The sequence below is a fragment of the [Clostridium] saccharolyticum WM1 genome, from assembly GCF_000144625.1.
In the GTDB taxonomy this organism is placed as follows: domain Bacteria; phylum Bacillota; class Clostridia; order Lachnospirales; family Lachnospiraceae; genus Lacrimispora; species Lacrimispora saccharolytica.
The window spans coordinates 399,658-422,851 of sequence record NC_014376.1; the positions used below are offsets into that span (position 1 = coordinate 399,658).

The window sequence follows — 23,194 nt, forward strand, 5'->3', positions numbered from 1 at the left end:
TTCTGATTGCATCGCGCATGTACCTTGAAAACCACATATTGAAATATATCTAGATTAGTTTTTATATGTTAAAGTATAAAAACAAAATCAAGACATCCGAGGTGTTACATCTAACGATGTAACCAAACAAAACTCGTTAAAATAACCGTAACGTACGGTGAAATAACAAACCTAAGACCAGAGATACAACGCTATGTATCTTAGATTAGTAACCCGCACCCGCAGGTGAACATCGAATTGGTTAAGCTAATAAGAGCGCAGGGTGGATGCCTTGGCACTAAGAGCCGATGAAAGACGTGATAAGCTGCGAAAAGCTTCGGGGAGGAGCAAATATCCTTTGATCCGGAGATGTCTGAATGGGGAAACCCAGCTGAGCAAACCTCAGCTGTCGTATGGTGAATCCATAGCCATACGTCGGGAACCCGGGGAACTGAAACATCTAAGTACCCGGAGGAAAAGAAAGAAAACTCGATTTCCAAAGTAGCGGCGAGCGAAATGGAAGGAGCCTAAACCAGTATGCGTGCATACTGGGGTTATGGACTGCAAGAAGTGAGACGATTTGTTACCAGAACGGTCCTGGAAAGACCGGCCATAGAAAGTGAAAGCCTTGTATGGGAAAGCAATAGTCAGCGAGCAGGATCCAAAGTACCACGAGACACGAGAAACCTTGTGGGAATTCGGGGGGACCACCCCCCAAGGCTAAATACTACTTAGTGACCGATAGCGCATAGTACTGTGAAGGAAAGGTGAAAAGGACCCCGGGAGGGGAGTGAAAGAGAACCTGAAACCCTGTGTTTACAAGCTGTGGAACCACATTTTAAGTGGAACCGCGTACTTTTTGTAGAACGGTCCGGCGAGTTACCGTTACTGGCAAGGTTAAGCACTGAAGGTGCGGAGCCGAAGGGAAACCAAGTCTTAATAGGGCGAATGAGTCAGTAAAGGTAGACCCGAAACCGGGTGATCTACCCATGTCCAGGTTGAAGTTTCCGTAAAAGGAAATGGAGGACCGAACGCACATCCGTTGAAAAGGGTGGCGATGAGGTGTGGGTAGGGGAGAAATTCCAATCGAACCCGGAGATAGCTGGTTCTCCTCGAAATAGCTTTAGGGCTAGCCTCGTATTAGTCTGCCGGAGGTAGAGCACTGAATTTCCTAGGGGGCGTCAAAGCTTACCAAAGAATATCAAACTCCGAATGCCGGTCAGATGATGTACGGGAGTCAGACTGCACGAGATAAGTTGGGCAGTCAAAAGGGAAAGAGCCCAGACCACCAGCTAAGGTCCCAAAGTGCGTGTTAAGTGGAAAAGGATGTGGGATTTCAGAGACAACTAGGATGTTGGCTTAGAAGCAGCCACACATTCAAAGAGTGCGTAATAGCTCACTAGTCGAGAGGTCCTGCGCCGAAAATGTCCGGGGCTAAAACACGACACCGAAGCTGTGGAATGTATGTAAATACATTGGTAGAGGAGCATTCTTAACGCACAGAAGCATTACCGTAAGGAGATGTGGAGTGTTAAGAAGAGAGAATGCCGGAATGAGTAGCGAGATGGAGGTGAGAATCCTCCAGGCCGAATATCTAAGGTTTCCAGAGTAAAGCTGATCTGCTCTGGGTAAGTCGGGGCCTAAGGCGAGGTCGAAAGACGTAGTCGATGGACAACAGGTTGAAATTCCTGTACCGCATATCATCAGAACTGTGGGGACACAGAACCGAGGAAGAACCCGGGAATGAAAAGACCGGGGCAAGCATTTTACTGGCCAGAATGGAAAATCCATCTGGCAACAGGAAGGTGTGACGCGTACCGAACACAAGTAGGGAAGTCTTCGTAGGGGCTGTCAAGAAAAGCCGCTATTGTGTGATATGTGCCCGTACCGTAAACCGACACAGGTGGATGAGGAGAGAATCCTAAGGCCGGCGGGAGAAGCATTGTTAAGGAACTCGGCAAAATGACCCCGTAACTTCGGGATAAGGGGTGCCTGAGAAATCAGGCCGCAGAGAATAGGCTCAAGCAACTGTTTAGCAAAAACACAGGTCTATGCAAAACCGAAAGGTGAGGTATATGGGCTGACGCCTGCCCGGTGCTGGAAGGTTACGAGGAGGGGTTAGCGGAAACGCGAAGCTCTGAATTTAAGCCCCAGTAAACGGCGGCCGTAACTATAACGGTCCTAAGGTAGCGAAATTCCTTGTCGGGTAAGTTCCGACCCGCACGAAAGGCGTAATGATTTGAGCGCTGTCTCGACAATGCACCCGGTGAAATTGAAGTACCAGTGAAGATGCTGGTTACCTGCGCCAGGACGGAAAGACCCCATGGAGCTTTACTCCAGCTTGATACTGGGATTCGGTACTGCATGTACAGGATAGGTGGGAGGCATAGAAGCAAGGACGCCAGTCTTTGCGGAGCCGATGTTGGGATACCACCCTTGCGGTATTGGGTTTCTAACCTGCAGCCATGACCTGGCTGGGGGACAATGTCAGGCGGGGAGTTTGACTGGGGCGGTCGCCTCCGAAAGGGTATCGGAGGCGCTCAAAGGTTCCCTCAGAATGGACGGAAACCATTCGAAGAGTGCAAAGGCATAAGGGAGCTTGACTGCGACACCGACGGGTGGAGCAGGTAGGAAACTAGGACTTAGTGATCCGGTGGTATAAAGTGGGATTGCCATCGCTCAACGGATAAAAGCTACCCTGGGGATAACAGGCTTATCACTCCCAAGAGTTCACATCGACGGAGTGGTTTGGCACCTCGATGTCGGCTCATCGCATCCTGGGGCTGTAGTAGGTCCCAAGGGTTGGGCTGTTCGCCCATTAAAGCGGTACGCGAGCTGGGTTCAGAACGTCGTGAGACAGTTCGGTCCCTATCCGGCGTGGGCGTAGGATATTTGAGAGGAGCTGTCCTTAGTACGAGAGGACCGGGATGGACTGACCTCTGGTGTATCTGTTGGTGATCAACACCATGGCAGAGTAGCCAAGTCGGGAAGGGATAAACGCTGAAGGCATCTAAGCGTGAAGCCCCCCTCAAGATGAGATATCCCATCGCAAGAGTAAGACCCCTTGAAGACGACGAGGTAGATAGGGCAGAGGTGGAAGCATGGCAACATGTGGAGCTGACTGTCACTAATAGGTCGAGGGCTTAACCAGGTTGGTTTAGGTAAGAGGAAAGAACGGATGAAAACAGATATGTAACAATGTGTGGTTTTGAGGGTATATGCAGTAAACTATTATGCATAACACAGAATTTTAATGCGTAAATCCAGATATGGGTTTGCGCTTTTTTCATATATATAAAAGCTTCTTATATGTGAGGACTCCATTGCTTTGAAAAGCATTTTAAGGTAAATGAAGAGAGAGAATTAATAATTTTTACAGAGCTTCAGAATAAATGCAGGAAAGTAAACTATGAAAGAATTTAGGAGATGTTTGGAATGAAGAGAGAGCAGAATGTTATTCGGATACTCATGGTCTGCCTTGGCAATATATGCAGATCTCCCATGGCGGAATTTGTCATGAAGGATATAATAGAAAAGAAGCACTTAAGCAATCGCTTTTTTGTTGCATCAGCGGCTACTAGCACGGAGGAGATCGGGAATCCGGTGCATCGTGGGACAAGAGAAAAGCTTAAGGAACATGGAATTACCACTGAGGGTAAATATGCAGTACAGTTATCCAGGAAGGATTATGATAAATATGATTATCTCATTGGCATGGAACAGAGGAATGTGACAAATATGCTTAAGATCCTGGGTGGGGACCCGGAAGAAAAGGTCAGACGGCTGATGGATTTTTCCGTTGCTCCAAGAGATATTGCGGATCCATGGTACACAGGGGACTTTGACCGTACCTATGATGATATTTATGAAGGCTGCCAGGCGCTTCTGGCGTACATTCTGAAGAAGGAATCGATAAAAAATTAAAGATAGCAGGAGGATCTTATATGAAACCGCTTAATTTTATGGTAGTAGGCTCAGGATGGAGATCCCTGTTTTATGCCAGGATCGCCAAAGCCTATCCGGATAGTTTTAACCTGACGGCATTTCTTTGCCGGACAGAAGAAAAGGCCGTACAGATCCAAAAGGAAACCGGAATCAAGGCGGTAACAAGCCCAGAGGAGTGTCTGTCAGAGAAACCGGATTTCATTGTTGTGGCTGTAAATAAAGATTCTATCTTTCAGGTGACAGGGGAATGGGCACGGAAGGGATATCCTGTGCTTTGCGAGACTCCGGCGGCCATGAAATTGGAAGATCTGCAGGAACTTTGGCGCATTCATACCCAGGAAGGTGCAAGAATCCAGGTTGCAGAGCAGTATTTTAAGTATCCGGTCTTTTCTGCGGCCATTGAGGTTGTAAAGCGGGGATATCTTGGAGAACCCTATATGGTCAATCTGTCGGCTGTTCATGATTACCATGGAGCCAGCCTGATCAGGCAGTTTTTGGGAACCGGCTTTGAGAACATGAAACTATATGGAAAGAAATTTCTGTATCCTGTGGTGGAAACGGATTCCAGATATGGACTTGTGGAAGACGGCAGAATAAGTGAGAGAGAACGGGTCAGGATGACGTTTGAATTTGAAGGAGGAAAAACCGCTTTTTACGATTTTAACGGCATTCAATACCATTCCAGGATCAGAAGCCGGCATTTAAATGTTCAGGGAGCCAGAGGGGAGCTGGATGACTGGACGCTGCGTTATGCAGGAAAAGACAACCGGTCCAGGGAGTTTCAGATCATAAAAGAACCTTTTGAAACAGGAAATGGAATTAAGCAAATCACTATGGGGCAGGAACTGCTTTACCGAAACCCGTTTATTGATCTGGGAAAAGCCAATGGGCTTCCTCAGGATGAAACGGCTATTGGAACTCTTATGCTTGGGATGCGGCGGTTTATTGAAGAAGGCGTGGAGGTTTATCCTTTGGCAGAGGGATTGCAGGATGCCTATGTAAGGATCCTAATGGAGCAGGCACTTAAAAGTGGACAGACAGTAGAATCGAAAACACAGGTTTGGGGATGAAAGAAAAGGAGCAGGCTTTTTCCATAAGGTTAAAAAAGCCCGCTCCTTTCTGCTTTCAAAAAAGAACTTTCATATATCATCATCGTCAATAATCGTAAGATTAAAGGATTCACAGGATAAGTCAACATCCCTGCCCGCCTTCTGATGAGGGCTGATAAAGCGGATGATGGGACGGAGAGAAAATCCCGGTGTGTTATCTTTGACAACCGCTGAGCTTCCGTCACTGAGATGAACAATGGTACCGATGGGATAGGCCGAAACACAATTCAGGAAGGCAGTCAGCAGCTCCGGGTCAAAATGGGTGTTGGAGCAGCTGGTGAGATAATCAAAAATTCGTCTGGGAGACCATGCTTTCCGGTACGGTCTGGTGGAATTGAGAGCGTCATATACGTCTGCAATGGCCAGGATCCGGGCATAAAGAGGAATATCCTTACCTGAAAGGCCAAAAGGATATCCGGTTCCGTCAAATTTTTCATGATGGGTTTGGACTCCCTGTAAAACCGCCTGTGAAATCACCAAGTGCTCACCCAGCTTTTTATAGGAGAGACTTGGGTGCTGCTTCATGATTTCAAATTCACCGCTGGTTAAGGGGCCCGGTTTATTGGTAATATCAATCGGTATATCCGTTTTTCCGATGTCATGAAGAAGACCACAAAGTGCCAGGTCATTTAAATTGGAAATGGAAAGTCCAATATATTTCCCCAATAGAACGCTTAAAATGCCTACATAAAGGCTGTGGGAATAAGTATAACCGTCATAATCCCTGATATCAATCATCTGAAAGAGATACTTGTCCTTATTCAGGACGTTCATAACAACGGATTCGGCCACTTTGGCAATTTCTGCATACACCTGTCTGCTGGACTGAAAAGTAAATTTTTTTAAGCTTTGGTCAAAGACATCGCGGATGCTTGTGAGCATTTTGGCCTTTAATTCCGGCTCCACAAAATCTTCGGGCTCAATGCCTTCCGTAAGCGCTGTGCAGATATAAGCTCCTTGAATTCCGATTGTTTTCATGCGGTTGATCATACGTTCGCTTAATTTGCAGCCGGTAACTGCAAAAGGAAGCATTGGGTTTATTCCCGGGATGTTTCGGGCTAATTCCATACCTTCAGTCAATTTCTCAATAGGAAGATAAATCAATTCTTTCACCTCAACAGACCAAAACGCAGTCTCTTCTTTCTGTTCCTCAATTTCCTTTTTATGCTGTCCGTAAATTCCTTTTTATGTTAAAGTTGGAAATATATACACAATGACACATTAAATTATAGTTGGAATTAACAAATGCGTCAATGGAAATTTACATTTTAGACACTCATATGGCAGAGAAAAATCTGGGGAAATTTCGTGCAAAATACTCATTATATCTTTTATATCCATTAAAATTTGAGTTGACTCAGTCAGGGTCATAGGGTAGTTTTAAAGCAGAAGATCAAAGAAGGGGAATCTTATGATTGAAATAATTCTACCAAAAAAAAACTGTGGGGATAACCATTCATACTTGCTGCTCCTCCTGCATAAGTATGTAAAAACGTCCTAGCAGGGGGATTTTCTTGAAGGAATATATTGAAGAACGCGCGGTTGCGATCGCCAACTACATCATAGACTATCATGCGACCGTGAGGCAGACCGCGAAGAAGTTTGGGATATCCAAATCTACGGTACATAAAGATGTGACGGACCGACTGGAGCACATCAATCCGTCCCTGGCAGCCCGGGCCAGGGTGATCCTGGACATTAACAAATCCGAGCGCCATATACGGGGCGGCCTGGCAACCAAAGAAAAATACCAGCACCGTCTTCAGATGTGCAGCAAAAAGAATTAGCATAACAAAGGAGTGAAAACAGCTTCTGACGGGACTGGAATCAGATTCCCATCAGAAGCTGTTTTTGAACTGGAAAAAATTTTAGTTGACATGAAGCCTAAAAATGTGTTATTCTTTACCCCGGTATGAAGAGACATTATCGTTTTCATGCAAATATTGACCACTTCGTAGAAGTTAAGCCCAGACGGACAGGCGGGTCAGGTGCCGAGCGTGGGAAACCACATTATTGATTGAGTTAAAAGCTCAAATTTTATAAGTTGATTACTTTATAATCCGTGCAATAGCACATCACTTGTGAAACGATCAATAATAGCAGGGACAACATATTTGCTATGTAGACTCGAAAACGATAATTATCATGAATAAAAAGGGCAGAATGCTCTTATTGGAAATACGGTTCATGAAATTACAGGCAGGTGATGGCAGATCACCTGCCTTTTTGCTGTGAAAAAACATGCGCCCATCAGGCGCCGCTTTGGCTTCAGTGACAAAAGAGGGAGTGTTATTCCCGTGACAAGGAAAGGTAAAGTCCATATGAATAAAAAAGATCAGATGAGGGCGCCTATTTATGAAGCTCTTGAAACATTCCAAAAAAAAAGGGTGGTTCCTTTTGACGTGCCGGGCCATAAAAGGGGAAGAGGAAATCCAGAGCTTGCCAGGCTTTTGGGGGAGCGGTGTGTGGGACTTGATGTAAATTCCATGAAACCCCTTGATAATTTATGCCATCCTGTTTCCGTGATCCGGGAAGCGGAACGGCTGACAGCGGAGGCTTTTGGGGCAGCAGATGCATTCTTAATGGTGGGAGGGACCACATCGGCGGTTCAGAGCATGATCCTGTCCGTATGCAAGGCGGGAGATAAGATCATCCTGCCAAGAAATGTCCACAGAAGTGCCTTAAATGCCCTGGTATTATGCGGAGCGGTTCCGATTTATGTAAATCCGGAAGTGAACAGCATGCTGGGCATCTCCCTTGGCATGGAGATCGGTCAGGTGGAAAAGGCGATCCAGGAAAATCCTGACGCAGCGGCAGTATTTGTCAACAATCCTACCTATTACGGTATTTGCTCTGATATTCGTTCCATTGTCCGGGTGGCTCATGCCCATGGGATGAAGGTCCTTGCGGACGAAGCTCATGGGACTCATCTTTATTTCGGAAAAGGCCTTCCGGTTTCCGCTATGGAAGCAGGGGCCGATATGGCGGCGGTATCCATGCATAAGTCAGGAGGAAGCTTAACACAAAGCTCCCTGCTCCTGTTAAACAAAGGGGTGAATGGAGATTATGTACGCCAGATCATAAATTTGACCCAGACCACCAGCGCCTCTTACCTGCTTTTGTCAAGCCTTGATATATCCAGAAGGAATCTGGCTCTGCGGGGAGAAGAGTCCTTTGCAAAGGTAGTGGAAATGGCGGAGTACGCCAGAGGAGAGATCAATTCCATCGGCGGGTACTATGCCTATGGAAGGGACTTGATCAATGGGACCAGTATTTTTGATTATGATGTAACAAAGCTATCCGTCTATACCCTGGGGAATGGACTGGCTGGTATTGAGGTTTATGATCTCCTTCGGGATGAATATGATATTCAGATCGAATTCGGAGATATCTGCAATCTCCTTGCCTATATCTCCATCGGTGACAGGATCCAGGATATAGAACGCCTGGTGGGGGCCCTGGCGGATATTGAACGCCTTTATAAGAAAGACAGAGCAGGAATGCTGTCGGGAGAATACATTGCTCCCAAAGTGGCAGTATCCCCCCAAAAGGCCTTTTATTCACAAAAAATATCCGTTCCCGTAAGGGAATCCGCAGGAAGGATCAGCGGGGAGTTTGTCATGTGCTATCCTCCCGGAATTCCGATTCTGGCACCGGGGGAGATGATTACAGAAGAGATCGTGGAGTACATCATTTATGCCAGGGAAGTGGGATGCTCCATGCAGGGAACCGAAGACCCGGCTGTGGAACGGCTGATGGTATTAAAGGAGCAGATCAGGGAAGGGGAGAGGTAGGAACAAATGGAGATATGGTTTTCGAAATTTCACACCTCCAATGTAAAGCTTTCCGTGCGGATCGACAAACAGCTTTTTTCCGGTGAAAGTGAGTACCAGAGGATCGACGTGTTTGAATCCCAGGAATTTGGGAAGTTTGTATCATTAGATGGAGATATTGTTTTTTCTGAAAAGGATGAATTTATTTACGATGAAATGGTTACTCATGTACCTATGGCAGTTCATCCCAATGTAAGAGATGTGCTGATCATCGGAGGCGGCGACGGAGGGGTGGCAAAGGAGCTTCTGCAGTATCCCCTGATCCGGTCTATTGATGTGGTTGAGACGGATAAGCTGTTTGTGGATGTTTGCAGGGATATTTTTCCGGAGGTATCCTGCGGCCTTTCTGACCCCCGGGTCAAGGTCTATTACGATGACGGGCTCCGTTTCTTAAGAAACAAGAAAGAAGCGTATGATCTGATCATCAATGACTCCACGGACCCCTTCGGACATACGGAAGGGCTGTTTACCAAGGAGTTCTACGGCAGCTGCTATAAGGCGCTGCGAAGCGACGGCATCATGGTTTATCAGCATGGAAGTCCGTTTTATGATGAGGATGAGGCAGCCTGCAGGAGTATGCACCGGAAGGTATACCGATCCTTCCCCATCAGCCGTGTTTATCAGGCCCATATTCCTACCTGCCCGTCAGGCTACTGGCTGTTTGGGTTCGCATCAAAAAAATATCATCCCGTCAATGACTTTAAGCCAGCAGCATGGAATCAGTTAAAAATTGAAACATGGTACTATACAACCAATCTTCATACGGGCGCTTTCATGCTGCCTAAATATGTGGAAGATTTACTGGAAGAGGAGGAAAAAGAATGAGCAGATTATTAGTTATCGGGTGCGGCGGGGTTGCTTCAGTAGCAATCCACAAATGCTGTCAGAACAGTGAGGTGTTTACGGACATCTGTATCGCAAGCAGGACAAAGGAAAAATGTGATGCCTTAAAGGATAAGCTTGCAGGAACAACAAAAACCAGGATCGAGACGGCGAAAGTGGATGCGGATCATGTGGATGAGGTCATTGCCCTCATAAAGGATTATAAGCCGGATGCAGTGTTAAACGTGGCACTTCCCTATCAGGATTTAACCATCATGGATGCATGTCTGGCAACAGGGGTGGATTATATTGATACCGCTAATTTTGAGCCTGAGAATACCGATGATCCGGAATGGAAGGCGATCTATGAGAAGCGCTGCAAGGAGCTTGGGTTTACCGCCCTTTTTGATTATTCCTGGCAGTGGGATTATAAGGAGCGTTTTGAAAAGGCCAATATCACCGCCCTCCTTGGAACCGGATTCGATCCGGGGGTTACCAGTGTTTTTTCCGCCTATGCCTTAAAGCATTATTTTGATGAGATCCATACCATCGATATTCTGGACTGCAACGGAGGGGATCATGGATATCCCTTTGCCACCAACTTCAATCCGGAAATCAACTTAAGAGAAGTGTCTTCCAATGGTTCTTATTGGGAGGAGGGCCGCTGGATTGAGACAGAGCCTATGGAGATTAAATCCAGATATCATTTCCCTCAAGTAGGGGAAAAGGATATGTACCTGCTTCACCACGAGGAGATCGAATCCCTGGCAAAGAACATTCCTGGAGTAAAGAGGATCCGTTTCTTCATGACCTTTGGACAAAGCTACTTGACCCATATGAAATGTCTGGAAAACGTAGGTATGCTTTCTACCTCTCCTGTGATGTTTAACGGGCAGGAGATCGTGCCCATTCAGTTTTTAAAGGCCCTGCTCCCTGATCCGGCATCTCTTGGCCCAAGGACCAAGGGAAAGACCAACATCGGCTGCATCTTCACGGGAGTAAAGGATGGGAAGGAAAAGACCATTTACATCTACAACGTATGCGACCATGAGGAATGCTACAAAGAGGTGGAGTCCCAGGCCATTTCTTATACCACCGGGGTTCCGGCCATGATCGGGGCCATGATGGTGGTAACCGGCCAGTGGAAGAATCCGGGCGTATTCAATGTAGAAGAGTTTGATCCGGATCCCTACATGGAAGCTTTAAACAAATGGGGACTTCCCTGGGTAGTATGCGAGGACCCGGAAACCGTTACGGTATGGAGATAGAAAAAGAATGAGGATTGAGGATTTAAAGACTCCCTGCTATGTGATTGATGAGGGAAGGCTGGAAAAGAACCTGGATATTTTAAAGAAGGTAAAGGAAAGTACCGGATGCCGGATTCTTCTGGCCCAGAAGGCATTTTCCTGCTTTGCAGAGTATCCTCTCATAGGCAGATACCTTGACGGAACGACTGCCAGCGGACTTTACGAGGCCAGGCTGGGACGGGAGGAGATGGGACTTGAAACTCATGTTTTCGCTCCGGCATATAAGGAGGAGGACTTTAAGGAGCTGACGGAAATCTGCGATCATATTGTATTCAACTCCTTTTCCCAGCTTGAAAAGTATCATAATTCTTTGGGCGGGGTGAAGGCCGGCATCCGGATCAACCCCCAGTGCTCTACCCAGGAAGGTCATGAAATTTATGATCCCTGTGCTCCCGGTTCAAGACTTGGTGTTCCCCTTGATCATTTTAAGGAGGAGTGGCTTCCCTGGCTTTCCGGGTTCCATTTTCACACCTTGTGTGAACAGAACTCCGATGATTTAAAAAAGACTTTGGATGCGGTGGAGGAAAAGTTCGGAAAGTATTTATCCGGACTGTCCTGGCTGAACATGGGCGGAGGACATCACATTACCAGAGAGGATTACGACATCGGACTGCTGGAGACCTGTATAAAGAGGATAAAGGAAAAATACGGCCTGCAGGTTTATCTGGAACCGGGAGAGGCGGTTGCTCTCAATGCAGGATATCTGGTGACAGAGGTCATGGATGTGGTGGATAACGGGATAAAGACTCTGATCCTTGACGCTTCCGCAGCCTGTCATATGCCTGATGTTCTGGAAATGCCGTATCGGCCCCCTTTAAAGGACAGCGGAAAGCCGGGAGAAAAAGCTTTTACCTACCGGCTTTCCTCCTGCACCTGTCTGGCAGGAGATGTGATCGGGGATTATTCCTTTGACAGGGAATTAAAGCCGGGGGATAAGCTGTATTTTATGGATATGGCCATTTATTCCATGGTTAAGAACAACACCTTTAACGGAATGCCCCTTCCTGCCATAGCCATTATGGATAAGGAAGGGGACTGCCATGTTATAAAAAGGTTCGGCTATGAGGATTTTAAGAACCGGCTGGCCTGACTGCCCGCTTGTTCATTAGGAGACAAACTATGGAGAAATTAAAAAGCCTCCCGGCAAAAGACGGGTTTTACATGCCTGGAGAATTTGAGCCCCATTGGGGCTGTATCATGATCTGGCCCAAACGGCCCGGCTCCTGGCCCTTCGGGGCCGGAAAAGCAAGGAAGGCCTTTGCAAGGATCGCAGAGGCCATAGCAGACAGCGAGCAGGTGATTATGCTGGCAGAGGAAGATGTAGCGGAAAATGCAAGAGAGATGCTTTCCGGCAGGATTCAGATTGCTGTCATGGAGTCCGATGATGCATGGGCAAGGGATGTGGGGCCTACCTTTGTTGTGAATAAGGACCGCAGGGTAAGGGGGATCGACTGGCAATTCAATGCCTGGGGCGGAACCTTTGACGGGCTGTATCCGGACTGGAAGAAGGATGACCTGCTTGCAGGGCGTTTTTGCGAGCGATTTGGATATCCGGTCTATGATGCGGGGCATTTTGTCCTGGAAGGGGGCTCTATTCATTCTGACGGAGAGGGCACGCTTTTGGTGACGGAAAGCTGTTTATTAAGCCCGGGCCGGAATCCTTCTCTTACAAAGCTTCAGATCCAGGAGCAGTTAAAATGTTATCTGGGAGCCGTGAAAGTCATCTGGCTGAAAGCGGGCATCTATCAGGATGAAACCAACGAGCACGTGGATAATGTCTGCGCTTTTGTCCGGCCGGGAGAAGTGGTCTTAGCCTGGACAGATGATCAACATGACCCTCAGTATGAAATGTCCCTGGCCGATTTAAGGATTCTTGAGAAAGAAACAGATGCAGCAGGAAGACATTTTAAGATTCACAAGCTCCCAATACCGAAAAAGCCGGTCTGCATAACAGAGGAGGAGCTTACCGGCCTGTCCTTTGAGCCTGGAGAGGATGAAAGGGAGGCTGGTGAGCGTCTGGCCGCCAGTTATGTGAATTTTTATATATCCAACGGCGGGGTGGTAGTACCCCAGTTTGGTGATGATCACGATTCAGAGGCGGTTCGTATCTTAGGGGAGTGCTTCCCGGAGAGAAAGATCTATCCGGTGTATGCAAGAGATATCATTGTGGGAGGCGGTAATATTCACTGCATCACACAACAAATTCCGTTGTAGTTCAGCGATGTCTTTGTATCGTGATCTGTAACGCAGATACCGGAAGGAGGGTTTCATGAGAATGATAACAGCGGCAGCAGTTCAGATGAAATGCTGCGATGACGTTAAAAAAAATATAGAGCATGGGGAAAGGCTGGTAAGGCAGGCAGCGGAGGAAGGTGCCAATGTGATTCTTCTTCCGGAGCTGTTTGAACGGCCGTATTTTTGTCAGGAACGGCGGTATGACTTTTATGATTATGCAAAACCGGCAGAGGAGAACCAGGCGGTAAAGCATTTTGCAGGAATTGCCGCTGAGCTTCAAGTGGTCCTGCCCATCAGTTTTTATGAACAGTCTGGAAATACCATGTTTAACTCGGTGGCAGTCCTTGACGGGGATGGGACAAATCTTGGGGTATACCGGAAAACCCACATCCCGGATGACCATTATTACCAGGAAAAATTTTATTTCACTCCCGGAGATACGGGCTTCCGGGTGTTTGATACCAGATACGGGAAAATAGGCATAGGAATCTGCTGGGACCAATGGTTTCCTGAGACTGCAAGATGCCTGGCCTTACAGGGAGCGGAGCTGATTTTATATCCTACGGCGATTGGGAGCGAGCCTATTCTGGAATGTGACAGTATGGAGCACTGGAGGCGCTGCATGCAGGGGCATTCTGCTTCCAATATCATCCCGGTTCTTGCAGCAAACCGGGTAGGAGTAGAATCCGTGATTCCATGCATGGAAAATGGGAATCAATGTTCCTCTCTGAAATTTTATGGTTCCTCCTTTATCACGGACCATACCGGGGCTCTGGTAGCATCTATGGACAGGGAGGAGGAAGGCGTTATATGCGCTTCCTTTGACCTTGACCAGTTGGCGGCCGACCGGAGAAACTGGGGACTTTTCCGGGACCGCAGGCCAGGGATGTATGGGGATATCAGCAAAAAGGCGTAAATTTATTCATAAAACCGGCACTCTCCCCATATATATAGTAATAATCAATAAGTTGGGGAGTGTGCTATGAAGAGACTGTTAAGCAGAAAATGGATGATTTTTTTCGGCCTGGCCATGTGGGTATTGGTTGTACGTACTTTAAGCGGGTGCACTTTTAACGGGGATAATGGGGATAAAGTACGGGATATGGAACTTACCGTGGTAGCTGACGCGGATATTCCGCAGGAACTTAGACAGATCATTGCGGAGAAGCAGCAGTCGCCTTTTAAGCTGACCTACAGCGATGATAAGAATCTATACATAGTAGTTGGTTATGGAAAACAGGCCAGCGGAGGTTACAGCATCGCAGTAAATGAACTGTATTTGACGGATAATTCCATTGTCCTGGACACGGAGCTGATCGGACCGGAAAAGGGGGAAAATACGGGGACAGAACCCTCCTATCCATTCATCGTCATTCAAACAGAGATGTCGGAGCTTCCGGTGGTGTTCCAGTAGGAAATAAGGAGAAAACAGCCGTTCCGCAGATGGCAAATGCGGGACGGCTGTTTTTGCGGGGATAATATGGATTCCTACCGTGGAAAACTGTAAATTCCCCTTTTTTCTTAGGCTGTCATATGATATACTACTTCAAACAGGAATAGGCAGTAAGGAAAAGAGGAAGATCATATGATATTAAAGGATATATGGCTTGATGTGTCAGCAGTAAAGGAGCGGGATCCGGCGGCCAGAAGCAAGCTGGAGGTGCTTTTGCTGTATCAGGGAGTCCATGCGCTGATTTGGCATCGCTTTGCCCATTGGTTTTACCAGCACAGGATGTTTTTTATTGCCAGGTTTATTTCCCAGCTGGCTAGATTCTTTACACTGATCGAGATCCATCCCGGAGCTCAGATGGGACACGGGATTTTAATTGACCATGGCTGCGGAGTGGTCATCGGAGAGACCACGGTGGTTGGAGATAACTGTACCATTTACCAGGGTGTAACCTTGGGAGGGGTAGGACTTAACAAGGGAAAACGTCATCCCACCCTTGGGAATAATGTAACCGTAGGCGCAGGGGCAAAGATCTTAGGATCCTTTGAGGTGGGAGATAATTGTACCATAGCGGCCAATGCTGTGCTTTTAAAGCCTTTGGAGAGCAATGTGACAGCGGTGGGAATCCCCGCCCGTGCGGTGAAGATAGACGGCGTCCCTCTTCCAAAGAAGGAGAGCAATCTGGTGACAATGGACCATTACTGCAAGATGGAGGAGCGGGTCAGGGATATGGAAGAAACGCTTTTAAAGCTTCAGAAAGAGCTTTCATCGTACAGGGAAAAGGAAGGGGCGATCCAGACGGAGGCTTCTCCTGAAGAACGGTCTGAGGAAGAAGGAAACAGGGAATAGAAGCTTTTGAAGCCTATGTTTTTCCTGAAGTAGTGGAATGGGAACAAAAAAAGTATAATGAAACATGCACCTGCATAAACTTTCTTAAAGGAATAAAGAAGGTAAGGCAGGTGCTTTTTTATGTTGGAGCTGGTGAAGAAAAACATACATATGAATCGCTGGAAAGGATATGCTACGTCTCAGATTACTCTTGACGATGATTTCATCGTCCCTGACAGTATGGATGACGTGGATCAGATGATTTTAAGTTCCGGTGAAATTACCATTGATTCTGTTAAAAACCAGACAGAGCGTGTGGTGGTCCGGGGAAAGCTGGACTTTATGATCCTCTACCGGGGAGCGGAAGGAGGGCTTCAGACCCTTTCAGGAAGCATTAACTTTGAGGAACCCATCAATGTGCCCGGACTGGAGGAAAGGGATATCGTCCAGCTGGCATGGGAGCTTGAGGATTTGAACGCAGGGATCATTAATTCCAGGAAGCTGAGTGTAAAGGCAATCGTAACGCTTACCGTGAAGGTAGAAACCTCCTGCGACGTAAACGCTGCCGTAGATGTGGACACGGGAAGCGCTTCCTCCGATGTGCCTATGGTGGAAACTCTCCGCCGCAATCTGGATGTGGTTTCCGTAGCGCTCCGCCACAAAGATACATTCCGGATCAAGGATACCACTACCTTGTCAGGAAACAAGCCAAACATTGATCATATTCTGTGGACCGAGATGAAGCTGAGAAGCGTAGCCACCAGGCCCATGGATGGAAAAATGATGCTTGACGGGGAACTGCTGGTTTTTGTTATTTACCAGGGAGAAGGGGAAGGAGCCCCCATCCAGTGGATTGAGGAAAGTATTCCGTTTTCAGGAGAACTGGATGTGCCGGATATGACTGAGGATATGGTTCCCGTGGTGACGGTACATTTGATCCATAAGGACATAGAAGCAAAGCCGGATTCTGACGGCGAGATGCGGGAAATGGATGCAGACGCGGTTCTTGAATTGGATATGAAGCTTTACAGGGAAGAGAATATGGAGCTGCTTAATGATTTATATTCCACCAACCGGGAGCTGACGCTGCAGACAGGGGAAGCCTGTTTTGATAAGATCCTGACGAAGAACATGAGCAAGTGCAAGATCGTGGAGAAAATCAGCCTGGATCAGGCGGACCGGATTCTTCAGATCTGCCACAGTGAGGGAGCGGTCAAAATTGATGATACGGAGATCAAGGAGGACGGACTTCATGTGGAAGGTGTGATAGAGGTGCGGATTCTTTATATGACCTCTGACGACAGCCAGCCTATCCAGTCGGCGGTGGAGGATATCCCCTTCCATTACCTCATTGAGGCACCGGGGATCAATGATAAGACCATCTGTCAGTTAAATCCGGGCTTAGAGCAGCTAAGCGCTGTTATGATGGGCGGAGGAACCATTGAAGTGAAGTCGACGATTTCCCTTGACTTACTGGCTCTCCAGCCGGTTTGCCAGCAAATCATTACCAATGCGTCGGAAGCTCCCATGGATTTAAACAGCTTGCAGAAACTTCCTGGAATTGTGGGATACATCGTACAGCCAGAAGATTCTCTTTGGAAAATTGCAAAAAAATTCCATACCACCATAGATACCATCATAGCCACCAATGGTTTGACAGATAAATCCGTAAAACCGGGGGATCGTCTGATTCTTGTAAAAGAATTGTCTTAAAATGGAATGCCAGGCAGAAGGATTCACTTTTGCCTGGCATATTTGGTTTAGACTTTGAATGATTTTTTTAAAAAAGGGTAAGATAAAGATTGCTATTCACATATCAGCTTGCCCTGTTATATAATATACTATAGCTAAGCTATAGCTTCAACCATCGATGGCGCCAAAACGCATCCAGCTGGTGCTTTAGATAGATGACAGGTTACCCTGGACGGTAGTGACGTGATTGCAAGGCGTTATTACCGTTTACATATCCTGAATTACCGATACCGGAGAATGAAGATCATGAATTACACCTATATTTTAAAATGTGCGGATGATACTCTGTACTGCGGCTGGACAAACCATTTGGAGAAACGCCTGTCCGCCCACAACCAGGGAAAAGGAGCAAAATACACAAAAGCGCGCAGGCCTGTGGTTTTAGCCTATTGGGAAGAATTTTCCACGAAGGAAGAGGCTATGCGCCGTGAGGCTGCAATAAAAAAGCTTTCCAGGAGGGACAAGCTAAAGCTCATGGGGGAAATTGGATGAGAAAAACCGTCAGGACCGCAAAAGCAGGGGACTGACGGTTTTACCCGTTCTAGGCAACAAAATGGTACATCAGGATATAATGGCACAGGCTTCCTCCCATGACAAAGAGGTGAAAAATCTCGTGGGAGCCGAAGCTTTTGTGTTTGGCGTTGAAAACAGGAAGCTTCAGGGCATAAATGATACCGCCCAGGGTGTAGATGATGCCTCCGGCCAGCAGCCAGAGGAACCCGGCAGGAGAAAGAGCATCTATGATCTTTGTAAATGCCAGAACACACACCCAGCCCATGGCAATGTAAAGACTGGAAGAAAACCATTTGGGGCACATGATAAAGCAGGCTTTAATCAGAATCCCTGTAACAGCGATTCCCCATACAAGAGCCAGCAGGCCCCAGCCGGTCTCATCTCCCAGAACGATCAGGCAAACCGGTGTGTAGGTTCCTGCAATCAGGATGAAGATCATCATGTGATCTATTTTTTTTAACAGACGGTTTATCTTGGGAGAGATATCAAGGGTATGATAGATGGTGCTGGCTGCATAAAGAAAGACCATGCTGATGCAAAAGACCGTTAATGCGGCCAGATGTAGCCTTCCGTCGGATGAAGCCTTAATAAGCAGCGGGGTTGCGGCAACGAGTGCCAGTATCATGGCGATGAAATGAGTGATGGCACTGACCGGATCTTTGATTTTAAATTCCATAACAAACCTCCTTGTAGAAAATGATAACCTATGATGTAGTAATTAATACTATGTATCACATCTTTATTCACTATACTCTTTTAGCTAAAAAAATGCAACTGTTTTTTACGGTATAAAGTTCAAAAAGGGGTTTGCCAGAATTGAAACAATAAAATATAATGAATAGAGGAAGGGAAGAAAGGGAAAGGAAGGTATGACCGCCCTATGAATCAGACGATTAAAGAACTTATGGAAAGAAAATCCGTCCGTGTATATGAGGAACGGGTCATTGAACCGGAGAAAAAGGCGGCTATTTTGGAAGCGGCGTTACAGGCCCCCACTGCCGGGAACATGACCTTGTATTCCATCATTGACGTGACGGACCAGAAGCGGAAGGAAACCTTATCAATAACCTGTGACAACCAGCCATTTATTGCAAAAGCGCCTTTGGTGCTTGTTTTTGTGGCCGATTATCATAGGTGGTACGAGTTGTTCTGCCATTATGAGGATGTGGTCAGAAAACCTGGCCTGGGAGATCTTATGCTGGCCTGTGATGATGCACTGATCGCCGCACAGAATGCGGTTGTGGCAGCAGAATCCCTGGGCATAGGCTCCTGCTACATCGGGGATATTATGGAGCAGTATGAGACACACAGAGATTTGTTCGGCCTTCCTAAGTATGCAGTTCCGGCTGCAATGGTAGTCTTTGGATACCCTACAAAGCAGCAGGCGGAGAGGAAGAAGCCGGAACGGCTTAGGCCTGAGGCTGTGGTGTTTGAAAATTCCTACCGCCGTTTAGATCCTGAGGAATTCACCCGGGAACTTAAGCGTATTCAGGGCAGGGAAGAGGATTTTGAACACTGGGTAAAGGCATTTTGCAAACGCAAATGGAATTCTGATTTCAGCACTGAAATGAGCCGGTCAATGGAGGCCATGATAGAGTCATGGAAGAAAGAGGAGTAAAGGAAGCCATGGAGCTAAACATATTATACGAGGATGAAGAGATACTGGTGGCGGAAAAGCCGGTGGGAATGGAATCCCAATCAGCCAGATCCTTTGAGCCGGATATGGTCAGCGAGGTAAAGAAACATATCAACAGATTATCCCCAAAGCAAGGGGAGCCATATGTGGGAGTTATCCACAGGCTGGACAAACCGGTGGGGGGCGTCATGGTTTATGCTAAAACAAAAGACGCTGCAGAGTCTTTAAGCAGGCAGGTTTCCATGCATCAGATGGAGAAAATCTATTATGCAGTGGTTTGTGGAAAACCTGTGGAAAACTTTGGAGCATACGTGGATTATTTGTGGAAGGACGGAAAAAATAATTGTTCAAAAATTGTGGATAAGGGGATAAAAGGTGCAAAGCTTGCAGAACTATCCTACCAGATTGTGGATGAACGGAGCATAGGGAATGAGGTATGCAGCCTGGCTAAGATCATTTTAAAAACCGGCCGCCATCATCAGATCCGGGTGCAGATGGCTGGCCATGGAACACCCCTTTGGGGAGACCAAAAGTATAATCCTCTTTTTCAGAAGGGATACCGCAGCGGTAATGTGGCTTTGTTTGCTTACAGCCTTACCTTTACCCATCCGGTTACGAAGAAACGGATGACTTTTTCCGTAAAACCAAAGGGAGATATTTTTGAAACGTTCTTATTGCCGGAAATGGCATAAAGAAGGAATTTTTTACTAAAGAGATTTCGCATATTTTCATTCCCTACGGCTCATAATAGTGATTGTACAAAAGAAGTACAAATCAGAAACAGGTGAGTCCATGGTGAAACCGAGCAGGAAACTGAAGAAAACATTATTAATATTGGGAGTTACAGGGGCAGTGTATTTCAGTTTTCGATATCTGCTGCCCCTTGTGATTCCCTTTTTGATTGCCTATGTATTTGCCCTCTCTCTTCGGCCTTCGGCTCTTTGGATTGAGAGAAAGACCCGTTTTGCCATAAAGGGGCGGGAGATTTCCGTTCCCCTTGCAATGATCGGAGGGATTGAGATCATCCTTTTCATGATCGTCTTTGGAATTATCCTTTACGTAGGAGGAAGAAAGATATTCATGGAAGCCAGGCTTCTGCTTCAGAATCTTCCGGTAATCCTGGGAGAAATCGACCGGTGGCTTATGGATAACTGTTCTTTTGCGGAGCGGTTTTTAAAACTGCCTGACGGATATATGGTAGAGGTGGTAAGAGATATTATCTCAGGAGGCCAGGTTGCCATAAAAGGCAGAATCATGCCGTTTCTCATGGTGAATTCCATGACCATAATGAAATGGATGGTTCAGGCAACAGTGATCCTCATTATATTGCTGATTGCCACAGTCCTTTCCCTTCAGGAAATGGATGAGATACGGGAAAGGCGGGATAATTCCATATTCTGCTTTGAATATGCCATGCTTGGGAGAAGACTGACCACGGTGGGAAGTGCCTGGCTTAAAACACAGGGAGCCATTATGCTGTTTACCATGGTGGTATGTTCCATCGGGCTGTTTCTATTGGGAAACCCCTATTTTATCCTTTTCGGAATCGGGATCGGACTTTTGGATGCCCTTCCCATCTTTGGCACAGGGACCGTATTCATTCCCTGGGCTCTTTTTTCCATGATCAATAAAAACTGGAAATATGGAACCGGGCTGATTCTCATTTATGTTATCTGTTATTTTTTAAGGGAAATTATGGAAGCAAAGATCATGGGAGGCAAGGTAGGACTTACGCCCTTGGAAACCCTGGCTTCCATGTACGTTGGACTGCAGCTCTTCGGACTTCTTGGATTTATCCTTGGTCCCATTGGCTTATTGATTGTGGAAGATATTGTGGAAGTATATGAGGTTTCATATTGTCATGACGGAAAAAAGGGAGCTGATCCGGAGGAGTGATACAAAAATTTGTTCCGTCCTGTGCAGGCAAGCGTTGACCTACTTGACAAACATTTGCAAATAACGTAAAATCAACCATACAATCTTTTTTATAATGAAGAAACAAGACGTTGAAGAGGATCAGTAAGTGATGATGTATTCCAGAGAGAAGGCCGGATGGTGGAAGGCCTTTATACCTCTCATGACCCAACCTCCCTCGGAGTCCCGCAGCAAACTGCGGCGCAGTCCTGCGTTATGGGAGATAAAGTGAGTCATGGCATTCTATGGCTAAATTGGGTGGCACCGCCGAGCTGTTCGGTCCCTTTCGTGGGAACGAACGGCTCTTTTTGCTTTATCAAAGTGTCTGTCTGCAGGAATCTCATGATTCGCCAATATTGCGGACAGGAAAATAGAATGTCATTATGTCCCGGAAGTTGGGCAGAAAATAGGAGAGGAGAATTAGTTATGGCTAAGGACAAGAAATTAGTAGAAGCGATCACATCCATGGATGTGGATTTCGCTCAGTGGTACACAGATGTAGTAAAGAAAGCGGAATTAATCGATTATTCCAGTGTAAAAGGCTGCATGGCCATTAAGCCGGCCGGTTATGCCATCTGGGAAAATATCCAGAGCGAGCTTGACAGAAGATTTAAAGAAGTAGGGGTGGAAAATGTCTACATGCCCATGTTTATTCCGGAGAGCCTCCTTCAAAAGGAAAAGGACCATGTAGAGGGATTTGCTCCTGAAGTGGCCTGGGTGACTCATGGAGGTTTGGAGCCGCTGCAGGAAAGACTTTGTGTCAGGCCTACCTCTGAAACCTTGTTCTGTGATTTTTATTCCAGAGAGATCCAGTCCTACCGGGATTTGCCAAAGCTTTATAACCAGTGGTGTTCCGTGGTGCGCTGGGAAAAAACCACCAGACCGTTTTTACGTTCCAGAGAGTTCTTATGGCAGGAAGGCCATACGGCTCATGCCACGGCGGAAGAAGCGGAGGCAAGGACAGAGCAGATGCTTCATTTATATGCGGATTTTTGTGAGGAAGTTCTTGCAATGCCTGTTGTCCGGGGCCAGAAAACCGATAAGGAGAAATTTGCAGGAGCAGAGGCGACCTATACCATTGAGGCTTTGATGCATGACGGCAAGGCTCTTCAGTCAGGAACCAGCCATAACTTTGGAAGCGGATTTGCTAAGGCCTTTGAGATCCAGTATTCCGATAAGGAAAACAAGCTTCAGTATGTCCACCAGACTTCCTGGGGAATGACCACCAGGCTCATAGGGGCCATTATCATGGTTCATGGCGATGACAACGGCCTTGTACTTCCTCCAAGAATCGCTCCCACCCAGGTGATCGTTGTTCCAGTCCAGCAGCAAAAGGAGGGCGTTCTTGAAAAGGCCTTTGAATTAAAGCAGGTTCTTTCCAATTATAAAGTAAAAGTTGACGATTCGGATAAGAGCCCTGGCTGGAAGTTCAGCGAATCAGAAATGCGGGGGATTCCGGTCCGTGTAGAGATCGGGCCCAGAGACATATTAGAAAATCAGGCGGTTTTGGTACGCCGTGACACCCATGAGAAGATCACTGTATCCATAGACCAGTTAAATGCCAAGGTAGGCGAGCTTTTGGATACCATTCAGAAGGATATGCTGGAACGGGCCAGAGCCCACCGGGATGCCCATACCTATGAGGCAACGGACATGGATACCTTTGTTAAGACCGTAGAGGAAAAGCCAGGCTTTGTAAAGGCCATGTGGTGCGGCTGCCAGGAATGCGAGGATCAGATCAAGGAGATCACCGGGGCTACGTCCCGCTGTATGCCCTTTAAGCAGGAGAAACTGGCCGATGCCTGTGTATGCTGCGGTAAGCCAGCAGTAAAAATGGTTTACTGGGGCAGGGCATATTAATCCCGGCAGAC

19 protein-coding genes, 1 rRNA gene and 1 other annotated feature are annotated in these 23,194 nt (G+C 46.9%); of the genes, 18 read left to right on the forward strand and 2 right to left on the reverse strand.

Translation table 11 applies throughout. The features are described from left to right. Positions 1 to 239 precede the first annotated feature (239 nt). The 3 genes from CLOSA_RS01940 to CLOSA_RS01950 all read left to right on the forward strand — a co-directional run bounded on the left by CLOSA_RS01940 (position 240) and on the right by CLOSA_RS01950 (position 4,994). A 23S ribosomal RNA gene (locus CLOSA_RS01940) occupies positions 240 to 3,130 on the forward strand. Positions 3,131 to 3,414: 284 nt separating this feature from the next. Further along, positions 3,415 to 3,903, forward strand: coding sequence for a low molecular weight protein-tyrosine-phosphatase (locus tag CLOSA_RS01945; protein WP_013271105.1), 489 nt, complete (start codon positions 3,415 to 3,417; stop codon positions 3,901 to 3,903). A gap of 20 nt (positions 3,904 to 3,923) precedes the next feature. After that, positions 3,924 to 4,994 (forward strand): Gfo/Idh/MocA family protein, encoded by a 1,071-nt coding sequence (locus tag CLOSA_RS01950; protein ID WP_013271106.1) that lies wholly within the window; start codon positions 3,924 to 3,926, stop codon positions 4,992 to 4,994. Positions 4,995 to 5,063: 69 nt separating this feature from the next. Here the strand turns inward: CLOSA_RS01950 and CLOSA_RS01955 are convergent, their stop codons facing one another. After that, positions 5,064 to 6,101 carry an HD-GYP domain-containing protein gene (locus CLOSA_RS01955; RefSeq protein ID WP_166431293.1) on the reverse strand — a complete coding sequence of 346 codons (1,038 nt, stop codon included), beginning with the start codon at positions 6,099 to 6,101 and terminating at the stop codon, positions 5,064 to 5,066. Between the two features lie 446 nt (positions 6,102 to 6,547). On the opposite strand from CLOSA_RS01955, the gene spoIIID reads away from it, so the two are divergent. The 11 genes from spoIIID (at position 6,548) to CLOSA_RS02010 (ending at position 17,752) form a co-directional block, all read left to right on the forward strand. Then, on the forward strand, positions 6,548 to 6,820 hold the full coding sequence (gene spoIIID, locus CLOSA_RS01960) for a sporulation transcriptional regulator SpoIIID (RefSeq protein ID WP_013271108.1): 273 nt from the start codon (positions 6,548 to 6,550) through the stop codon (positions 6,818 to 6,820). 534 nt (positions 6,821 to 7,354) lie between these two features. After that, on the forward strand, positions 7,355 to 8,827 hold the full coding sequence (locus CLOSA_RS01965) for an aminotransferase class I/II-fold pyridoxal phosphate-dependent enzyme (RefSeq protein ID WP_013271109.1): 1,473 nt from the start codon (positions 7,355 to 7,357) through the stop codon (positions 8,825 to 8,827). Positions 8,828 to 8,833: 6 nt separating this feature from the next. After that, positions 8,834 to 9,691: a polyamine aminopropyltransferase gene (gene speE, locus CLOSA_RS01970; RefSeq protein WP_013271110.1), complete on the forward strand. Its 858-nt coding sequence runs from the start codon at positions 8,834 to 8,836 to the stop codon at positions 9,689 to 9,691. After that, complete coding sequence (locus CLOSA_RS01975) at positions 9,688 to 10,956, forward strand: saccharopine dehydrogenase family protein (RefSeq protein ID WP_013271111.1); 1,269 nt, start codon at positions 9,688 to 9,690, stop codon at positions 10,954 to 10,956. The genes speE and CLOSA_RS01975 overlap by 4 nt, the downstream gene beginning before the upstream one ends. A gap of 7 nt (positions 10,957 to 10,963) precedes the next feature. Next, the gene (nspC, locus tag CLOSA_RS01980) at positions 10,964 to 12,085 is read left to right on the forward strand and encodes a carboxynorspermidine decarboxylase (protein ID WP_013271112.1); all 1,122 of its coding nucleotides are present in this window, start codon (positions 10,964 to 10,966) and stop codon (positions 12,083 to 12,085) included. 29 nt (positions 12,086 to 12,114) lie between these two features. Then, the gene (aguA, locus tag CLOSA_RS01985) at positions 12,115 to 13,209 is read left to right on the forward strand and encodes an agmatine deiminase (RefSeq protein WP_013271113.1); all 1,095 of its coding nucleotides are present in this window, start codon (positions 12,115 to 12,117) and stop codon (positions 13,207 to 13,209) included. Positions 13,210 to 13,264: 55 nt separating this feature from the next. Continuing rightward, a complete protein-coding gene (aguB, locus tag CLOSA_RS01990; RefSeq protein ID WP_013271114.1) occupies positions 13,265 to 14,146 on the forward strand; it encodes an N-carbamoylputrescine amidase in 882 nt (293 codons plus the stop codon). A 66-nt stretch (positions 14,147 to 14,212) separates the two neighbouring features. After that, the gene (locus CLOSA_RS01995; RefSeq protein WP_013271115.1) at positions 14,213 to 14,644 is read left to right on the forward strand and encodes a protease complex subunit PrcB family protein; all 432 of its coding nucleotides are present in this window, start codon (positions 14,213 to 14,215) and stop codon (positions 14,642 to 14,644) included. Between the two features lie 171 nt (positions 14,645 to 14,815). Then, positions 14,816 to 15,529, forward strand: coding sequence for a serine O-acetyltransferase (gene cysE, locus CLOSA_RS02000; RefSeq protein WP_013271116.1), 714 nt, complete (start codon positions 14,816 to 14,818; stop codon positions 15,527 to 15,529). A 120-nt stretch (positions 15,530 to 15,649) separates the two neighbouring features. Then, positions 15,650 to 17,221: a DUF3794 and LysM peptidoglycan-binding domain-containing protein gene (locus CLOSA_RS02005; RefSeq protein WP_013271117.1), complete on the forward strand. Its 1,572-nt coding sequence runs from the start codon at positions 15,650 to 15,652 to the stop codon at positions 17,219 to 17,221. 285 nt (positions 17,222 to 17,506) lie between these two features. After that, a complete protein-coding gene (locus tag CLOSA_RS02010; protein ID WP_013271118.1) occupies positions 17,507 to 17,752 on the forward strand; it encodes a GIY-YIG nuclease family protein in 246 nt (81 codons plus the stop codon). Positions 17,753 to 17,801: 49 nt separating this feature from the next. On the opposite strand, the gene trhA is transcribed toward CLOSA_RS02010, so the two are convergent. Next, entirely contained in the window at positions 17,802 to 18,449 is a 648-nt protein-coding gene (gene trhA / locus CLOSA_RS02015) for a PAQR family membrane homeostasis protein TrhA (RefSeq protein WP_013271119.1), read from the reverse strand. 204 nt (positions 18,450 to 18,653) lie between these two features. Here trhA and CLOSA_RS02020 point away from each other — a divergent pair, with 204 nt between their 5' ends. From CLOSA_RS02020 to proS, 4 genes are all read left to right on the forward strand, one after another. After that, positions 18,654 to 19,391 (forward strand): nitroreductase family protein, encoded by a 738-nt coding sequence (locus CLOSA_RS02020; protein WP_013271120.1) that lies wholly within the window; start codon positions 18,654 to 18,656, stop codon positions 19,389 to 19,391. Further along, positions 19,373 to 20,101, forward strand: a complete 729-nt coding sequence (locus tag CLOSA_RS02025) for an RluA family pseudouridine synthase (RefSeq protein WP_013271121.1) — start codon at positions 19,373 to 19,375, stop codon at positions 20,099 to 20,101. Before CLOSA_RS02020 ends, CLOSA_RS02025 begins: the two co-directional genes overlap by 19 nt. A gap of 100 nt (positions 20,102 to 20,201) precedes the next feature. After that, the gene (locus CLOSA_RS02030) at positions 20,202 to 21,305 is read left to right on the forward strand and encodes an AI-2E family transporter (RefSeq protein WP_013271122.1); all 1,104 of its coding nucleotides are present in this window, start codon (positions 20,202 to 20,204) and stop codon (positions 21,303 to 21,305) included. Positions 21,306 to 21,406: 101 nt separating this feature from the next. After that, positions 21,407 to 21,611: a binding site (T-box leader), on the forward strand. A 138-nt stretch (positions 21,612 to 21,749) separates the two neighbouring features. After that, on the forward strand, positions 21,750 to 23,183 hold the full coding sequence (gene proS / locus CLOSA_RS02035; RefSeq protein WP_013271123.1) for a proline--tRNA ligase: 1,434 nt from the start codon (positions 21,750 to 21,752) through the stop codon (positions 23,181 to 23,183). The last annotated feature ends 11 nt before the right edge of the window (positions 23,184 to 23,194 follow it).